Annotated in this window: 11 protein-coding genes and 4 pseudogenes; 11 read left to right on the top strand and 4 right to left on the bottom strand. The window is 63.1% G+C overall.

Annotation, left to right across the window (positions count from 1 at the left end):
- Nucleotides 1-391: 391 nt before the first annotated feature.
- The 4 genes and pseudogenes from GV818_RS34890 to GV818_RS01795 form a co-directional block, all read right to left on the bottom strand.
- Nucleotides 392-1,123 (bottom strand): methyl-accepting chemotaxis protein, encoded by a 732-nt coding sequence (locus GV818_RS34890; protein WP_372242033.1) that lies wholly within the window; start codon nt 1,121-1,123, stop codon nt 392-394.
- 135 nt (nt 1,124-1,258) lie between these two features.
- Nucleotides 1,259-2,284 (bottom strand): annotated as a pseudogene (locus GV818_RS34885) (cache domain-containing protein); the annotation flags it as partial.
- Nucleotides 2,285-2,447: 163 nt separating this feature from the next.
- Nucleotides 2,448-2,750, bottom strand: a complete 303-nt coding sequence (locus GV818_RS01800) for a cell division protein ZapA (protein ID WP_161754607.1) — start codon at nt 2,748-2,750, stop codon at nt 2,448-2,450.
- Nucleotides 2,747-2,977 (bottom strand): hypothetical protein, encoded by a 231-nt coding sequence (locus GV818_RS01795; protein WP_161754605.1) that lies wholly within the window; start codon nt 2,975-2,977, stop codon nt 2,747-2,749. Before GV818_RS01795 ends, GV818_RS01800 begins: the two co-directional genes overlap by 4 nt.
- Nucleotides 2,978-3,289: 312 nt before the next feature.
- Between GV818_RS01795 and GV818_RS34880 the strand changes: the two are divergent.
- The 11 genes and pseudogenes from GV818_RS34880 to trxC all read left to right on the top strand — a co-directional run.
- Nucleotides 3,290-3,784: pseudogene (locus GV818_RS34880) on the top strand (MCP four helix bundle domain-containing protein); the annotation flags it as partial.
- A 36-nt stretch (nt 3,785-3,820) separates the two neighbouring features.
- Nucleotides 3,821-4,915, top strand: a pseudogene (locus GV818_RS01790) (methyl-accepting chemotaxis protein); the annotation flags it as partial.
- Between the two features lie 169 nt (nt 4,916-5,084).
- Nucleotides 5,085-5,831, top strand: a pseudogene (locus GV818_RS34875) (MCP four helix bundle domain-containing protein); the annotation flags it as partial.
- A 30-nt stretch (nt 5,832-5,861) separates the two neighbouring features.
- Nucleotides 5,862-6,734, top strand: coding sequence for a methyl-accepting chemotaxis protein (locus GV818_RS34870; RefSeq protein ID WP_372242032.1), 873 nt, complete (start codon nt 5,862-5,864; stop codon nt 6,732-6,734).
- Between the two features lie 166 nt (nt 6,735-6,900).
- Complete coding sequence (locus GV818_RS01780) at nt 6,901-8,643, top strand: potassium/proton antiporter (protein ID WP_161754599.1); 1,743 nt, start codon at nt 6,901-6,903, stop codon at nt 8,641-8,643.
- Between the two features lie 65 nt (nt 8,644-8,708).
- Nucleotides 8,709-12,062 carry a mechanosensitive channel MscK gene (mscK, locus tag GV818_RS01775; protein WP_161754597.1) on the top strand — a complete coding sequence of 1,118 codons (3,354 nt, stop codon included), beginning with the start codon at nt 8,709-8,711 and terminating at the stop codon, nt 12,060-12,062.
- 49 nt (nt 12,063-12,111) lie between these two features.
- The gene (gene selO, locus GV818_RS01770; protein WP_161775695.1) at nt 12,112-13,575 is read left to right on the top strand and encodes a protein adenylyltransferase SelO; all 1,464 of its coding nucleotides are present in this window, start codon (nt 12,112-12,114) and stop codon (nt 13,573-13,575) included.
- A gap of 175 nt (nt 13,576-13,750) precedes the next feature.
- Nucleotides 13,751-14,191: an IgaA/UmoB family intracellular growth attenuator gene (locus GV818_RS01765; protein ID WP_161775694.1), complete on the top strand. Its 441-nt coding sequence runs from the start codon at nt 13,751-13,753 to the stop codon at nt 14,189-14,191.
- 74 nt (nt 14,192-14,265) lie between these two features.
- Nucleotides 14,266-15,210, top strand: a complete 945-nt coding sequence (locus tag GV818_RS01760) for a hypothetical protein (protein ID WP_161754591.1) — start codon at nt 14,266-14,268, stop codon at nt 15,208-15,210.
- Between the two features lie 26 nt (nt 15,211-15,236).
- Nucleotides 15,237-16,187: a hypothetical protein gene (locus GV818_RS01755; RefSeq protein WP_161754589.1), complete on the top strand. Its 951-nt coding sequence runs from the start codon at nt 15,237-15,239 to the stop codon at nt 16,185-16,187.
- A 100-nt stretch (nt 16,188-16,287) separates the two neighbouring features.
- A complete protein-coding gene (gene trxC, locus GV818_RS01750) occupies nt 16,288-16,722 on the top strand; it encodes a thioredoxin TrxC (protein ID WP_161754587.1) in 435 nt (144 codons plus the stop codon).
- Nucleotides 16,723-16,762 lie beyond the last annotated feature (40 nt).

Raw genomic sequence — 16,762 nt, 5'->3', positions numbered from 1 at the left:
GCGACCGCCGCAGGAGCCGACTTGCCGGCGAAAGCGCCCGGCCTGACACTGCGCAACACGCGGTTCGCTGGCAAGCCAGCTCCTACACGAGGCTTCACTCCACGCTCGTAGGAGCCGGCTTGCCGGCGAAAGCGCCCGGCCTGACACTGCGCGGCACGCGGTTCGCTGGCAAGCCAGCTCCTACACGAGGCTTCACTCCACGCTTGTAGGAGCCGGCTTGCCGGCGAAAGCGCCCGGCCTGACACTGCGCAGCACGCGGTTCGCTGGCAAGTCAGTTCCTACACGAGGCTTCACTCCACGCTCGTAGGAGCCGGCTTGCCGGCGAAAGCGCCCGGCCTGACACTGCGCAGCACGCGGTTCGCTGGCAAGCCTGCTTCTACAGGCTGGGCGATCAGCGCAACTTGAACCCGCCGACCTGGCGTGCGAGGTCCTCGGCCAGGCGCTGCAAGGTCCGACAGTCTTCACGACAGGCATGCACTTCAGCGGCAGTGGCCCGAGCCAGATCGGAAATACCCTGGACATTGCGGTTGATCTCTTCGGTCACCGCCGACTGCTCTTCGGTAGCGGTGGCCACCTGCTGGTTGATCTCGCTGATGTGTTCCACCTGCCCGGTAATCGCGGTCAGCGAAGCCCCGGTCTGCTGGCTCGACTCGACGCCCGTGCCGGTCGCCGCCTGCCCGGCGTGCATCGAGGTCACCGCATTTTCCGCGCCTTGCTTGAGGCTTTGGATCATCTGCTGGATTTCATCGGTGGACGCCTGGGTACGTTGGGCCAGGGTCCGGACTTCATCGGCCACCACGGCAAAACCACGACCCAGGTCCCCGGCCCGAGCGGCTTCGATGGCCGCGTTGAGGGCCAGCAGGTTGGTCTGCTCGGAGACCCCGCGAATCACCGCCAGCACCTGATCAATCGAAGCCACCTGTTCCGCCAGCTCGCTCACGGCAGCGGCGGCCAGGGCGATTTCCCCGGACATGCTCTCGATGTGCCGGATTGACCCACCCACCACGTCCCTGGCCTGCAGGGCTTCGTCTCGGGCTGACTGGGAAGCGTCCGCCGCCTGTCCGGCATTACGCGCGATGTCCTGGACCGTCAGGCCCATCTGATGCACCGCGGTGGCCACCATGTCGGTCATTTGCTGTTGCCGGCCGGAGCGTTCGGCGGTGTTCTCCACCACCGCAGCCACTTGCCCGACGGACGAGCGCAGGCGCTCGGTGGTGGCCAGCACTTCGCCGATCATGCCGCGCTGGCTATCAAGGAAACGGTTGAAGCCCCGGGCCAGATCCCCCAGTTCGTCGGCGCGACTGGCATCCAGGCGCAGGGTCAGGTCACCGCCACCACTGCCGATCGCGACCAAGCCGTCGGTCACCTGTCGCACTGGACGCACCAGCCCACGGGCCAGCCATACCACCAGCAACAGGCAGACCATGGCGATGGCCAAGCCAATCCCGGTGGTCGTCCACAGGGCTTGCCGGGCCTCAGCATAGATCTGTGCTTCGGGCACCTCCGCTACCAGCGACCAGCCCATGCCCCGCAAAGGCAGGCTCAAGGCGAGAAAACCTTCACCGTCCCGCTCGAAGCGGCTGCTGGCCAGCCCTGCATGGCCCATGACCGCCTCGGCCGCGGTGGCGCCGATCTGCTCCGACAGATGCCGTTTGCCACTGAATTGCGCCTCGGGGTGCACCTGGATCAAGCCGTCCGAGCGCACCAGGTAGACCTTGCCACGCTCGCCGAAACTGAAATTGTGGATCAGCTCGGACAACGCCTTCATCTTCAGCCCAAGCCCGGCAACGCCCACCAGCTTGCCGTCCTTCTTGACCCGCAGATCGATGAACATCGCCAATTCGCCAGTCGTCACATCAGTGTCGATGTTCAATAGCCGTGGCTGGTCGCTGTCGATGAAGTTGTAGAACCAGGAGTCCTTCGGGTTGGACCGGCTAAGCGTGCGATCCAGGCCTTTCTCGTTGTAGTAGTGATTGCTCGCGGTGCCCACCATCAGCGTGGTGAAGGCCTGGCTCTCGGCACGGATGCCTTCCAGGTAGTCGACAAATGCCGGGGCCTGGGAAGGGTCCTCACCGGCCGCCAGCCAGTCACGCAACATGCCATTGCTGGCAATGTCCCGGGCAACCGTCAGCGGCTGGGTGAGGATGCGTTCGATATCGTTGCGCATGGCTTCAATGCTCGAAGGCAGCGCCCTGTCCACCAGGTAGTTCTGGGTCAGGTTATTGATCAGCACGGTGTAGAGGGCTACGACCACTAGCAGGCTGACCAGCAGGGCCGATCCCATGCCGAGGATCAGCTGCCATTGAATACTGCGTCGCCAGAATTGCATGGAACACCTCTTTCTTATGGTTATAAGAGGCTGAGATACCGCGCCAGCCGCGGAAAGTTGTATACAAACATTAATAATGTTTGTCCAACCTATTGCCCGCTAACTGTGTTCAGTTCCATCAATTCTGCTGGATAGTCTTGGCGATCACCTCGACCGTGGCGCTCACCTGCTCCTGATAACGCTCAAGCTCCTGCGCATGCTGCTTCTTCATATCGATCTGCTGCGAACACAGGTTCATCGCTGCCAGCACCAGCAGGCGCTCGCCAATCAGCGTCGGGTACTTCTTCTTGGTGTCGGCCAGGGCCGCCTTGAGCATCAACGCGGCGTCCATCAGGGTCTGTTCCTGACCTGCCGGCGCCTTGATCGAATAATCCTCCCCCAGGATCGAGACGACCTTCACCCCATCGATGTGATGCTTCATGGATTGGCCGGGCTCGCACTGACACGTTCAACCAGAGCCTGGATCCGGGCGGTGGTAGCGCCCTGCTTTTCTTCCTGCTCCATCAGACTCAGCTGCAAGCTGTCGTTTTCATCCTTGGCCTGGGCCAGTTGTTCCTTGAGGGCTTCGTTCGTACCGAGCAGTTCCTGATTCTGTACCACCAGATCACTGACCAGCTGTTCCAATTGGCTGAGGGATGCTTCCAACATTTTGATCTTCCAGGCTTTTTGCAAAGGGCGCGTACGATAAAGAAAAGTCACCTTGGATGCCAGGGTTATCCAGGCGCAAAGCCTTGATTTTACTGGCGATGACCGTTCCGCGAGAGCTGTTAGAGACTGCCTTTCTCCCCTGCGGTTCCTGACGGTCCGTCGGACCTTGCATTTTTTTCGGAAGTTTCCCAAAAAGCATCCCGATATTTCTGAACATGCTCCTGGCGGTTCAAGAAGCACTTCTTCAATGCGATAGCACAGGTACGTCCCCGATTCACAAGGCGCAAACAGCGCTCACCCGAGGTAAATTCAATGTCCCTGCGCACCATGAATATCGCTCCGAGGGCATTCCTCGGATTTGCCCTGATAGGCTGCTTGATGTTGTTTCTCGGGGTCTTTGCCCTGAATCAGATGAGCAAGATCCGCGCAGCCACCGAAAGAATTACCCAGGACACCATTCCCAGCATCAAGAGCGTCGATGACTTCACTCAACTGACCCTGCGCCAGCGGGTCCAGGCCTACCGCCTATTGATCAACCGTGTACCTGAGGCGCAACAACGCGCCATGGATGCCATTGCTCAGCGCAACCAGATGATCGAAGCAGCCCGGGTGAGCTACGAACCGCTGATCAGCAGCCCTGAAGAGCAAGCCACCTACGATCAATACATCAAGCTACTGAGCGAACACCGCGAACTGGAAAACCGGCTGATCCAGCTGTCACAGGACAACCAGCTCGAAGGCATGCAAAAACTGTTGAACAGCGATCTGATGGAGAGTGCCGACACCATCAACAAAGTCCTGGAGCAGTTGGTGAAAATCAACACCCAGTACTCCGAGACCAGTGATCAAGAAGCCGCCAGCCAGTACAACAAAGCCGTCAACCTGGTGGTGATACTGCTGGTGTTATCCACCGGCCTGACCCTGCTGTTCGCCTGGCTGCTGACCCGTAGCATCACCCAGCCGATCGCCAATGCCCTGAGCGCCGCCGAAGAAATCGCCGAAGGCAATCTGTCCCGGCCGATCGAAGTCGACGGCAACGATGAAGCCGGGCGCCTGCTGCAGGCCATGGCCAAGATGCAGGAAAAGCTGCGTGACACCCTGCAGCGCATTTCCGGCTCCGCCCACCAACTGGCTTCGGCTGCCGAGGAGCTCAACAGCGTCACCGACGAAGGCGCTCGCGGCATGAACCAGCAGAATAATGAAATCGAACAAGCGGCCACTGCGGTCAATCAAATGACCAGCGCTGTGGAAGAAGTGGCGCGCAATGCCGTCAGCACCTCCGAGGCCTCCCAGAGCGCGACCCATTCAGCCGAAAACGGGCGGGACATGGTGCAGGAAACCGTCTCGGCCATTGAGCGCATGACCGGTGATGTGCAGGGCACTGCCAGCCTGATCGGCGACCTGGCCAACGAATCCCGGGACATCGGCAAGGTCCTCGACGTGATTCGTGGCCTGGCCGACCAGACCAACCTGCTGGCCCTCAATGCCGCCATCGAAGCCGCCCGCGCCGGTGAAGCCGGTCGTGGTTTCGCCGTGGTCGCCGACGAGGTCCGCGCCCTGGCCCATCGCACCCAGCAGTCCACCAGCGAAATCGAACGCATGATCGGCAGCATCCAGAGCGGCACCGAGCACGCCGTGGACTCCATGCGCAACAGCACCGAGCGCGCCGAGTCGACCCTGAACATCGCTCGCAGCGCCGGCCAGTCCCTGGACACCATCAACAGTGCCATCAGCGAGATCAACGAACGCAACCTGGTGATCGCCAGCGCCGCTGAAGAGCAGGCCCAGGTGGCCCGGGAAGTGGACCGCAACCTGGTGAACATCCACGACTTGTCGGTGCAGTCCACCTCGGGCGCCAACCAGACCCGCGCCGCCAGCAACGAGTTGTCACACCTGGCCGTCGATCTGAGCAACCTGGTGACCCGCTTCACCCTCTAGTGACCTGCCAGCGCGCTCCGGCCCCTGTGCTTCACGGCCGGAGCGAGGGCTACCGTCGCTCACTCCCCTCCGATAGGTGTGTACCCAACAGGCTAAATCCACGGCGAGACTCAAGACTTTAGTCGTACGACCGATATGTCACGGTAGATCAGTCTCAAGCCCCGCACGGATGCGCCCTTTTTGGTACCCCACCATGTCCCTACGTAATATGAATATCGCACCACGGGCCTTCCTCGGCTTTGCCATGATCGGCGGCTTGATGCTGATCCTCGGTGTGTTCGCCCTGAACCAGATGAGCAAGATCCGCGGCGCCGCCGAGGACATCACCCTGAGCAGCGTGCCGAGCATCAAGAGTCTCGACGAGTTCACCCAACTGACCCTGCGTCTGCGGGTGCTGTCCTATCGTTTGCTGGTCAACCGTGAACCTGATGTCCAGCAAAAGACCATCGAACTGCTGGAGATGCGCAACCAGCAGATCCGCAGCGCCCAGACCACCTACGAGAAGCTCATCACCAGCCCGGCGGAAAAATCCGCCTACGACCAGTACATCCAGTTGCTGGGCCAGTACCGGCAGATCGAAGAGCGGATGAAGACCCTGTCCCGCAGCAACCAGGTGGACGAGCTGCGCAACCTGCTCAATACCGACTTGCTGAATAACTCGGAAGCCATGAACACGGTGCTCAACCGCCTGCTGGAGATCAACACCCAGCAGACCATAGACACCAACCAGAAGGCTGCCGTGCAGTACTCCTCGGCGTTCAACCTGGTGGTCACCCTGCTGGTACTGGCTACTGGCCTGACCCTGCTGTTCGCCTGGCTGCTGACCCGCAGCATCACCCAGCCGATCGCCAATGCCCTGAGCGCCGCCGAAGAAATCGCCGAAGGCAACCTGACCCGACCCATCAAGGTCGATGGCAGCGACGAAGCCGGGCGTCTGTTGCAGGCCATGGCCAAAATGCAGGAAAAACTGCGCGACACCCTGCAGCACATCTCCGGTTCCGCCACCCAGCTGGCCTCTGCAGCGGAAGAGCTCAACTGCGTCACCGAAGAAAGCGCCCGCGGCCTGACCCAGCAGAACAACGAAATCGAGCAGGCAGCCACCGCCGTCAATGAAATGACCAGCGCCGTGGAAGAAGTGGCGCGCAATGCCGTCAGCACCTCGGAAGCCTCGAAGAACGCCACCACCTCTGCCGGTGACGGTCGCGACCTGGTGCAGGAAACCGTGTCCGCCATCGAGCGCATGAGTTCCGACGTGCAAAGCACCGCCAGCCTGATCGGCGACCTGGCCAATGAATCTCGGGACATCGGCAAGGTGCTCGATGTGATTCGCGGCCTGGCCGACCAGACCAACCTGCTGGCCCTCAACGCCGCCATCGAAGCCGCCCGCGCCGGTGAAGCCGGTCGTGGTTTCGCCGTGGTCGCCGACGAGGTCCGCGCCCTGGCCCATCGTACCCAGCAGTCCACCAGCGAAATCGAACGCATGATCGGCAGCATCCAGAGCGGCACCGAGCACGCCGTGGATTCCATGCGCAACAGCACCGAGCGCGCCGAGTCGACCCTGAACATCGCCCGCGGTGCCGGCCTGTCCCTGGACACCATCAACAGCGCCATCATCGAGATCAACGAGCGCAACCTGGTGATCGCCAGCGCCGCCGAAGAACAGGCCCAAGTGGCACGGGAAGTGGACCGCAACCTGGTCAACATCCGCGACTTGTCGGTGCAGTCGGCCACCGGCGCCAACCAGACCAGTGCAGCCAGCAACGAGCTGTCGCGCCTGGCCGTCGACCTCAACAGCATGGTCGCGCGCTTCAGCCTCTGAAGCTCCCGGCGAGCGTGGAAAAACCCCCTGCGCACGCCGCCTTCAGGGAATCTGCCGCTGTCACAAAAAGCTTTTTGACAGCGGCACATTTCAACAGGTTAGAATCGCTGGCACGTAGACTGCATGGTCAGTTTGCGCCCGCCTTTTTCGCTCTGGAGTACTGCCTTTGAATGCGACGACCATCAACAGCCTGTTCTTGATCGGCGCGTTGCTGGTAGGTGCGAGCATTCTGGTGAGCTCACTTTCATCCCGTCTCGGCATCCCGATCCTGGTGATCATCCTCGCCGTGGGCATGACCGCCGGGGTCGATGGCGGCGGCATTGTTTTCGACAACTACCCGACCGCCTATCTGGTGGGCAACCTGGCACTGGCGGTGATCCTGCTGGACGGTGGCCTGCGCACCCGGGTTGCGAGCTTTCGCGTGGCCCTGTGGCCGGCGCTGTCCCTGGCCACGGTGGGGGTGCTGATCACCACTGGGCTGACCGGCATGGCGGCGGCCTGGCTGTTCGATCTCAACCCGATCCAGGGCCTGCTGATCGGCGCCATCGTCGGCTCCACCGACGCCGCTGCGGTGTTCTCGTTGCTGGGAGGCAAGGGCCTCAACGAACGGGTCAGCGCCAGCCTGGAAATCGAATCCGGCAGCAACGACCCGATGGCGGTGTTCCTCACCGTGACCCTGATCGACATGCTCGCCAACGGCCACACCGGCCTGCACTGGAGCCTGTTGGGCGACCTGATCCGCGAATTCGGCATCGGTGCAGTGATCGGCCTCGGCGGCGGCTGGCTGATGCTGCAACTGGTCAATCGCATCCACCTGGCCAACGGCCTGTACCCGATCCTGGTGATCGCCGGCGGCCTGGCGGTCTTTGCCCTGACCAACGCCTTGCACGGCAGCGGCTTCCTCGCGGTGTACCTGTGCGGCCTGGTGATCGGCAACCGGCCGGTGCGCAGCCGCCACGGCATCCTGCACATGCTCGACGGCATGGCCTGGCTGGCACAGATCGGCATGTTCCTGGTGCTGGGGCTGCTGGTCACGCCCCACGACCTGCTGCCCATCGCCCTGCCGGCCCTGGGCCTGGCGCTGTGGATGATCCTGTTCGCCCGGCCGCTGTCGGTTCTGGTGGGCCTGCTGCCGTTCAAGGCCTTCCACCCCCGGGAAAAAGCCTTTATTTCCTGGGTCGGGCTGCGGGGCGCGGTCCCCATCATTCTCGCGGTGTTCCCGTTGATGGCCGGGCTGCCCAATGCCCAGCTGTATTTCAACCTGGCGTTCTTTATCGTGCTGATCTCGCTGCTGGTGCAAGGCACCAGCCTGCCATGGGTGGCCAAGTGGCTCAAAGTGACCGTACCACCAGAGCCGGCGCCGATTTCCCGTGCCGCACTGGAAGTCCACGTCACCAGCGAGTGGGAGCTGTTCGTCTATCGCCTGGGCGCGGAAAAGTGGTGCATCGGCGCCGCCCTGCGCGAGCTGAAAATGCCCGAGGGCACGCGGATCGCGGCCCTGTTCCGAGGCCAGCAACTGCTCCATCCGTCGGGTAGTACGGTGCTCGAAGTCGACGACCTGCTGTGTGTGATCGGTCATGAACACAACCTCCCGGCCCTCGGCAAACTCTTCAGCCAGGCGCCGGAACGCGGGCTCGACCTGCGCTTCTTCGGCGACTTCGTGCTGGAGGGCGACGCCCAGCTGGGCGCGGTTTCAGCACTCTACGGGCTACAACTCGACGGCCAGGACGCGGACATGCCGCTAGGGGCGTTCATCGCCCAGAAAGTCGGTGGCGCACCGGTAGTCGGCGACCAGGTGGAGTGGAACAACACCATCTGGACCGTGGCAGTGATGGACGGGAACAAGATCGGCAAAGTCGGCGTCAGATTCCCCGAAGGAAGTCGCCCCGGCCCCGGACTCTTCCTCTAAACTCGGGAACGCGCCAGGCTGCCGCCGCGGCGCTCCCCCTATTTCCACTTGCTTGACCGACCTCTATGCCTACCCTGCGTAAATTTATCGCTGTTGCCCTGCTGGGCCTGAGTCTCTCTGTCGGCGCCGCACAGGGCGGCGATCCGCCCAGCGCCGAGGCGGTCCAGCAAAACCTGGACAAGATCGCCGAGCGCAAACTGCCCGAAGCCGACCAGAAGGCCCTGCAGACCCTGCTGCAGAACACCCTGAGCCAGCTGAACAACAAGCAGGACTACGAACGGCGCCTGGCGGACCTGAAACAACAGCTGAGCAACGCGCCGCGCCTGACCGCGGACAACCAGCGTGAACTGGCGCGCCTCAAGGCCAGCAAAGTGGTGCCGGTGGCCCAGCGCTATGCCACTCTGGCGGTGTCCCAGCTGGAACAACTGCTGGCAGAACGCAGCAGCACCCAGGGCGAGCTGCAAAAGGCCCTGGCCGATGCCAACAGCCTGACCATCACTGCCCAGACCCGCCCCGAGCGCGCCCAGGCCGAGATCAGCAGCAGCCAGACGCGCATCCTGCAGATCAACGCCGCACTCAAGTCCGGCAAGGACGGCGGCAAGCTGCTCAGTGCCGACCAGCGCAATCTGCTCAATGCCGAGCTGGCGGCGATCAACGCCCTGATCCCCCTGCGCCGCCAGGAACTGGCGGGCAACAGCCAGCTCCAGGACCTGGGCAACAGCCAGCACGACCTGCTGATGGAAAAGGCCGCGCGCCTGGAACAGGAAATCCAGGACCTGCAGACCCTGATCAACCAGAAACGCCTGGCCCAATCCCAGGAAACCGTGACCCAGCAGTCCATCGAGGCGCAGAAGGCCGGGGGCAGTAGCCTGCTGGCCACCGAGAGCGCCACCAACCTCAAGCTCTCCGACTACCTGCTGGTGTGCACCGACCGCCTCAACGAGCTGACCCAGCAGAACCTGCAGACCAAGCAGCAACTGGATAGCGTGAGCCAGACCGATGCGGCCCTGGACGAACAGATCAACGTGCTCAAGGGCAGCCTGCTGCTGTCGAAGATTCTCTACAAGCAGAAGCAGGCCCTGCCGCGCCTGAAACTGGACCGCGACCTGGCGGACGAAATCGCCGACATCCGCCTCTACCAGTTCGAGATCAACCAGCAGCGGGAACTGCTCAGCAGCCCCAGCGGCTACGTCGACAACCTGCTCAAGACCCAGCCCGCCGAGCAGGTCACGCCGCAACTGCGACGGACCCTGACCGACCTGGCGATGACCCGCGCCGACCTGCTGGAACGCCTGAACCGTGAGCTCAGCGCACTGCTCAACGAATCCATTACCCTGCAACTGAATCAGAAGCAGCTGCTGAGCACCTCCCAGAGCCTGCGCGCGACCCTCGACGAGCAGATGTTCTGGATCCCCAGCAACAAGCCCCTGGACGCCGAGTGGCTGCAGGAAGTGCCCCAGCGCCTGGAGAAACAGGTCACCACCCTGCCCTGGGCCTCCAGCCTCAGCGAACTGGCCGACGGCCTGGCCCAGCGGCCGCTGCTGTTCCTGCCCCTGGCGCTGTTGATCGGCGCCTTGCTGTGGCGGCGCAAGGCCCTCTATGGGCGCCTGAGCAAGGTGCACAAGGACATTGGCCACTTCAAGCGCGACAGCCAATGGCACACGCCGCTGGCGATCCTGGTGAACATTCTGCTGGCGATGCCGGTGACCCTGGCCCTGGCCCTGTGCGGCTATGCCCTGCAGATCGACGCCCGCGGGCAGAACGCCAACCTCGGCGCGGCGCTGCTGCAGATCGCCCAGGCCTGGCTGGTGTTCTATACCGCCTATCGGATCCTCGCCCCTGGCGGCGTGGCCGAGCTGCATTTCCGTTGGGAAAAACCCCAGGTGGAATTCCTCCAGGGCTGGGTCCGGCGCCTGGGCCTGGTGGTCCTGGCGCTGGTGGCCGTGGTAGCGGTGGCCGAGCATCAGCCTGCGGCCCTGGCCGAGGACGTGCTGGGCATTGCCGTGGTGCTGACCTGCTATGCACTGATGGCCTGGCTGCTGAGCCGCCTGCTGCTCAGCAGCCCGACCCACCAGAACACCTCGCTGTTCCGCAAGGCCGTGGGTGTGCTGTTCACCCTGCTGCCGATCGCCTTGTTCATCGCCGTGTGCTTCGGCTACTACTACACCGCGCTGAAACTCAGCGACCGGCTGATCAATACCCTGTACCTGCTGATGTTCTGGCTGGTGATCGAGGCCACCTTCGTCCGCGGCCTGAGCGTGGCGGCCCGGCGCCTGGCCTACCAGCGTGCCCTGAGCAAGCGCCAGGCAGCCAAGGAAGCCGGGGAAAGCGGCGAGTCGGTGGTGGAAGAGCCGACCCTGGACATCGAGAAGGTCAACGAGCAGTCCCTGCGCCTGATCCGCCTGGCCCTGCTGGGCGGCTTCATGGCGGCGCTGTACTGGGTCTGGGCGGACCTGATCACGGTGTTCTCCTACCTGGACAACGTCACCCTCTACGAATACACCAGCGGCACCGGCGCCAACATGAGCATGGTGCCCATCAGCATCGGCGACGTGGTCGGCGCGCTGATCATCGTCGGCATCACCTTCGCCCTGGCGCGCAACCTGCCAGGCCTGCTGGAGGTCCTGGTGCTGTCCAAGCTGGACCTGGCCCAGGGCAGCGCCTACGCCACCACCACCCTGCTGTCCTACGCCATCGCCGGGATAGGTTTCGTCGCCACCCTGTCGACCCTGGGGGTCAGCTGGGACAAGTTGCAGTGGCTGGTCGCAGCCTTGTCCGTTGGCCTGGGTTTCGGCATGCAGGCGATCTTCGCCAACTTCATCTCCGGCATCATCATCCTGTTCGAGCGCCCGGTGCGGATCGGCGACACCATCACCATCGGCAACCTGTCGGGCACCGTGAGCAAGATCCGCATCCGTGCCACCACCATCACCGACTTCGACCGCAAGGACATCATCGTCCCCAACCAGACCTTCATCACCGGGCAACTGATCAACTGGTCGCTGACCGACACCATCACCCGGGTGACCCTCAAGCTCGGCGTCGACTACGGCTCGGACCTGGACCTGGTGAAGGAGTTGCTGCTCAAGGCCGCCCGGGAGAACCCACGGGTACTCAAGGAACCCGAGCCCCACGTGTACTTCCTGAACTTCGGGGAAAGCACCCTGGACCATGAGCTGCGCATGCACGTGCGCGAGCTGGGGGACCGCAACCCGGTGGTCGACGAGGTCAACCGCTTCATCAACCGCGAGTTCAAGAAACAGCACATCAACATCTCGTTCCGGCAGATGGAGGTCTACCTGAAGAACCTTCACGGCCAGGAGTACAAGATGGTGCCCATCGAGCCGGAGGCCAAGACGATAGTCCAGACAGCCGACGGCAAGCCGTTGCCGGAACCGCCGCCAAGCAAACTCGACTAAGCCACCTTTCCCCAGCAGAATACTCGGACATTCTGCTGGGAGATGGCCGTTGAAAGCCCTCGACGAACTGACCTTCGACAACCGTTTCGCCCGCCTCGGCGATGCCTTCTCGACCCATGTACTGCCCGAACCTCTGGACAATCCGCGCCTGGTAGCGGCCAGCCCTGCCGCCATGGCGCTGCTGGACCTGGACCCGGCCGTGGCCGAAAGCCCGGTATTCGCCGAGCTGTTCGGCGGGCACAAGCTGTGGGCCGAGGCCGAGCCGCGGGCGATGGTCTATTCCGGGCATCAGTTCGGCTCCTACAACCCGCAATTGGGAGACGGCCGCGGGCTGCTGCTGGGCGAGGTCTACAACCAGGCGGGGGAACACTGGGACCTGCACCTGAAGGGCGCCGGCCAGACGCCCTATTCGCGCATGGGCGATGGCCGTGCGGTATTGCGCTCTTCGATCCGCGAGTTCCTCGCCTCCGAAGCCCTGCATGCCCTGGGCATTCCCAGCAGCCGCGCCCTGTGCGTCATAGGCTCGGACACTCCGGTATGGCGCGAGAAACAGGAGCGTGGGGCGATGGTCCTGCGCCTGGCGCCAAGCCATATACGTTTCGGCCATTTCGAGTTTTTCTACTACACCAAGAAACCCGAGCAGCAGAAGCAGTTGGGAGAGCATGTGCTGGCCGCGCATTTCCCCGAGTGCCTGGAACAGCCTGAACCCTATCTGGCGATGTTTCGCGAAATCGTCGAGCGCAATGCCGAGCTGATTGCCAAATGGCAGGCCTACGGCTTCTGCCACGGGGTGATGAACACCGACAACATGTCGATCCTGGGCATCACCTTCGACTTCGGGCCGTTCGCCTTCCTCGATGACTTCGACGCCCACTTCATCTGCAACCACTCCGACGACCAGGGGCGCTACTCCTTCAGCAACCAGGTGCCCATCGGCCAATGGAACCTCAGCGCCCTGGCCCAGGCCCTGACGCCGTTCATCAGCGTCGAGGCGCTGCGGGAAAGCCTCGGTCTGTTCCTGCCGCTGTACCAGGCGCACTACCTGGACCTGATGCGCCGGCGCCTGGGCTTCACCCAGGCCGAGGACGATGATCAGAAGCTGGTGGAACGCCTGCTGCAACTGATGCAGAGCAGCGGCGTCGACTACAGCCTGTTCTTCCGCCGCCTGGGGGAGGAAACCCCGGAACAGTCGCTGGCGCGGCTGCGGGACGATTTCGTCGACCGCAGCGGCTTCGATGCCTGGGCCGAGTTGTACCGGCAACGGGTCGCCCGCGATCCGATCCAGGGCCAGGACCTGCGCCGGGAGCGCATGCACGCGGTCAACCCGCTGTACATCCTGCGCAACTATTTGGCGCAGAAAGCCATCGATGCCGCAGAAGCGGGGGACTACAGCGAAGTGCGCCGCCTGCACCAGGTGTTGAGCCGGCCGTTCGAGGAACAGCCCGGCATGGACAGCTACGCCGAACGCCCGCCGGAGTGGGGCAAGCACCTGGAAATCAGCTGTTCGTCCTGAGTCGGGCGCAGCTTTGCATCGGCACCTTGAAGCCCTCGGCCAACCAGCGGACTTGCCGCAGGTTGAGCCGGCGCTTGCCGCTCAGCCCTGGCTCAACCTGCGATTGCGCATGGACCCGCCGCCAACGGATGCGGATAATGCGCGGCTCTGATTTCCAGTACCGGCAAGGATGCGCATGAACCTGTTCCTCAACCTGGTCACCCTGGCTTGTGGCGTCATCAGCCTGGGATCGACCGTCATCTACCTGAGCCGTCGCGCCAAGTACCGGAAGAACCTGCAGGACCTGCACCTGCACGGTAAACCGCACCGCACCATCACCCAGGCTGAACGGGACGAACTGGCCAAGCAGACCGCCAGCCTGCAACGCATCCAGGGCAGCGGCGGCATGTCCTACGAGCCGGTCAGCGACAACGTCTATCTGATTTGCGGCGGCACCGCGAGCGACGGGCTGGAACTGCCTGTCCAGGCGCTGAAGCACGTGTCGATCGGCACTATTCCCATGGAATTCCCCTTCCCGATGGAAAGCTTCCTGGCCACCAGTAACAGGGCCGAAGTGGTCATCAGCAAGAAGTTCGCGGTGGTCATCGGCCTCAACGGGCATCGCCTGGCCCAGTGACGCACCGGCTGCCACCTTCACCGCTCGCCCCTGCCGCGAGCCCTGCTCCCGTCGATACCCTGCAAGAGTCCACCATGAAACCTCGCTACCTGCTGCTATTGCCCCTGCTGCTCACGCTGACCGGGTGCAAGGAAGACTTCGCCACCCTGCACTTCCAGGACTCGGTGCGCTCCGACCCCAAGGCCGGCCCGCAATACTCCGACCAGTTGGTGCACGAGGCGTACAAGCAGAGCATTTACACCGCGCTCAGCGCCCAGGGCCTGGACCCGGATGCCATCGCCCTGGAACGCGACAAGGAAGATGACAAGGTGATCCACCTGCGCCTGGTGGACTACTCCCTGAGCCCGGAACAACGCGGCAGCCTCAAGGCCCTCTTCGAGCAGGTCACCCAGGCGCGTAACGCCAGCTCGATGAACCTGCGCCTGGAACTGGACAACGCCCATGCCAGCGTCAAGCCGTCCGGCTCCAGCGAGCTGCCGGACCGCATCGACGCCAGCCTGGAGTTCGAGCCGGAGTTCGGCATGCTGCTGGACCGAAGCTACGACGACAGCATGCAGGCCATTGTCAACGAGAGCGAAATCGAAGGCCCGGTCAGTTGCAAGATCACCGCGCGCCTGGCGATGCCCACGTCCTTGAAACTGATCGCCTACGAAGCCCTTGAAAAGGACAACAGCGCACGCGGCCTGATCTCCTTGCTGACCCGCAGCGGCAGCATTGCCAAGGTAGAGCTCAAGGTGCATTTCGATGACCCGGACCTGACCCGCCACCTGCAACAGGATACCGTCCATGCCTGGCCATCCAGCTCGAGGATCACCCAGCCGGCACCGGTGCCCCTTGACGAATTTGCCTTCGTCATCGGCTCCATCGGCGTCCAGACCCTGACCTCAGCCCTGCCCTTCGACACCCGCAAAGACGAACTGCAAGCGCTGTGCGACCAGAAGATGCAGAGCCTGGGTCGGCCCTTTACCTTTCAAATGGGCCGGACCCTGGATCGCTTGACCCGCGTCGACTACCGCTGACACCCCGTGCACGACAAGGATTGCCATTGAACCGCCGCCTCTACGCCACCGCCCTGCTGCTGATGCTGCTCTGCGGCTGCAAGCAGACCTACCTCACCCTGCATTTCCAGGAGGAAGTGGGTGACCCCCAACAGGCTGAAGTAGCCTCCTACTTTGTCGAGACCATCACCCAGATGGCCACCACGATCGGCATCGCAGCCGACGACATCGGCCTGGAGATGGACCGCAAGGACGACAAGACCCTGCACATCAGCCTGGACAGCAGCGTGAGCGAACCCCAGCGCCAGCGCCTGCGTGCGCTGTTGGACGAGATTGTCGAGGCCCGTGCCGCCGTCACCTTCGACGCCGTTCTGGAGATCGCCCCGCAAACCGGGAAATACACCTCTCCCGACTACCGTAAAAGAGCCATGGCCTTGCCGCGCCACTTCTCCCTGGCCCTGGAGCCGGTGCAATACGCCAGTGTGATGTTTCAGTACTCGATGCAAGAGTTGATCAGCGGCAAGCTCTCGGCCACCGGCACGCCCAACGAGGCGCTTTGCCAATACCAGGCCAGTATCCGGGCGCCGGGCATGCTGTTCAGCCAGATGGGCAGCAAGGCCGGGAGCGGAACAGGGGATTACAACGTGTACCTGGAGTGGAAAGGCGACAAGCACGAACCGGAGCAATACTTGTTCGGCAACATCACTTTCGCCAATCCCACGCTCAACCAGATGCTGTTCGACAACCGCATCCAACTGTCCGTCATCAAGACCTCCTGGGGTTCGCGAGATAATCGCCGGGCCGACCGCATCGGTTTCAGCGTCGGCGGCCTGGGCCTGCAATACCACGAGGATGGGGAGATTTCTGCGCTGCAACATATTGGCTTGATGGGCAGGTGCACGGGCATGGCCATGGACCTGGGCCGCCCCTTCACCTTTTACATCGGCCGCTCCATGGACCGTCTGCTCAGCGTCGAACTGGCCTCGCCCAATGCGTGAGCCCTCAGCGCCACGACGGCTCCTGCCCGGCAGCGGCAACTTGATATTCACTCCGGGCGCTACCATTTAAGGCGCTCGACCCTGTTTGCGGAGCCCGACCATGACCGACCCACTGCTGATCCCCTGCCCGCACTGCAACGGGCTCAACCGCATCCCCGCCGAACGCCTGGGAGACACCCCCAAATGCGGGCGCTGCAAAGCCGAAGTGTTGCTGGGCAAACCCTTTGAATTGAAACAGGGCGACTACGCCAGCCAGATCAAGGGCGACCTGCCGTTGCTGGTGGACGTGTGGGCGGACTGGTGCGGGCCGTGCAAATCCTTTGCGCCGATTTTCCAGCAGGCCGCGGCACAACTGAGCGGCAAATGCCGGCTGGCCAAGCTCGACAGCGAGGCCAACCCACAGCTGTCAGGGCAATTGGGCATTCGCTCGATTCCGAGCCTGATCCTGTTCAAGAACGGGCGTGAAGTGGCCCGACAAAGCGGCGCCCTGCCATTACCGCAATTGTTGAGCTGGTTGCGCAGCCAGGGGATCTGAAGCCACACCGTGGCCAGAGGGCATCGCCCTGCGGTCACGG

This window comes from Pseudomonas sp. Fl4BN1 (assembly GCF_009908285.1).
Classification (GTDB): domain Bacteria; phylum Pseudomonadota; class Gammaproteobacteria; order Pseudomonadales; family Pseudomonadaceae; genus Aquipseudomonas.
The sequence above is the reverse complement of the archived record's forward strand: the minus strand, read 5'-3'. Positions and strand labels throughout refer to the sequence as shown.